Origin of the sequence: Massilia sp. TSP1-1-2 (assembly GCF_049896185.1) — a bacterium.
Taxonomy (GTDB): domain Bacteria; phylum Pseudomonadota; class Gammaproteobacteria; order Burkholderiales; family Burkholderiaceae_D; genus Telluria_A.
Map to the genome: position 1 here is coordinate 1 of NZ_JAFCTU010000158.1, position 816 is coordinate 816.

General features: G+C 62.1%; 2 protein-coding genes. Both read right to left on the reverse strand.

Annotated features, from left to right (window positions below; all coding sequences use genetic code 11):
• Positions 1 to 7: 7 nt before the first annotated feature.
• Positions 8 to 574 carry an AAA family ATPase gene (locus tag ACP7BV_RS27445; protein ID WP_426108076.1) on the reverse strand — a complete coding sequence of 189 codons (567 nt, stop codon included), beginning with the start codon at positions 572 to 574 and terminating at the stop codon, positions 8 to 10.
• A partial coding sequence (locus tag ACP7BV_RS27450) for a hypothetical protein (RefSeq protein WP_426108077.1) occupies positions 571 to 816 on the reverse strand: 246 nt, incomplete at its 5' end. The genes ACP7BV_RS27450 and ACP7BV_RS27445, both read right to left, overlap by 4 nt.

The following is an 816-nucleotide window of genomic DNA, read 5'->3' on the forward strand; positions in this document are numbered from 1 at the left end:
TTCGCCTTTACCCCTTGAAATGTGCGCATTGCCATATCATTCCCTGTCTGGAATAGCTGATCCGGCTCTTGATGTCTTCGTTACACATCATCGACAGGCGGAACATCAGCTCCGGATGCCCCAGTAACACCAGGGTGTGCTTCCTGGGGAAGCGCTCGAACAAGAGGCGTAGCTTACGCAAGATCGCGACATCGAGCAAGTGCGCCTCGTCGATGACGATGTAGAGCGTCTTGTTCGATTGTACGTGGCGAAAGGCCGCCTGCACCAGTTCCTTTTCAAGCGCGCCCGCGGCCGCCGTCAGCTGCAGCGATGCGGCCAACTGCTTGAGAATGGGCTGGTAGGTGTGCATGGTCTGGGTGAACGAGACGACGACGGTGTCGCGCTCCTTGCCCAGTTGTTCCAGGTGCTCGCGCAGCACCGACTTGCCCACGCCCGGGTTGCCGACGATGACGCAAAAGCCGCCGTGCTGCGCATGGATCCTGATCATCTCCAGGGCCTCGGCCTGCTGCGCCAGCAGGGCCGCGTCGTGGCGATGGAAGGGCTCGCGGGTCAAGCCGAAGGTGGTCATGATCATGCCGCCCCCTCGCTCGATCGCATGCGCAGGCGCGCATTGGCGTACAGGTCCAGCGGCGTCGCCTCGCCCACGCGCTGGCCGGCGCAATAGACGATGAAGCTGTCGCGCCGCATCCGGTCGTAGCGCACTTCGACGGTTTTCTCGCGCAGGTCGATGGGGCATTCGAATCTCTGCGAATTGATGGAGACCACATTGGTCTTGCGCAGCGCTACATGCCGTCGGCGATGGCGATCGTCGCGCCG

Coding starts and splice junctions, on each gene's coding strand:
- ACP7BV_RS27445 (WP_426108076.1), bottom strand. CDS start 574: ATGATCATGACCACCTTCGGCTTGACCCGCGAGCCCTTCCATCGCCAC.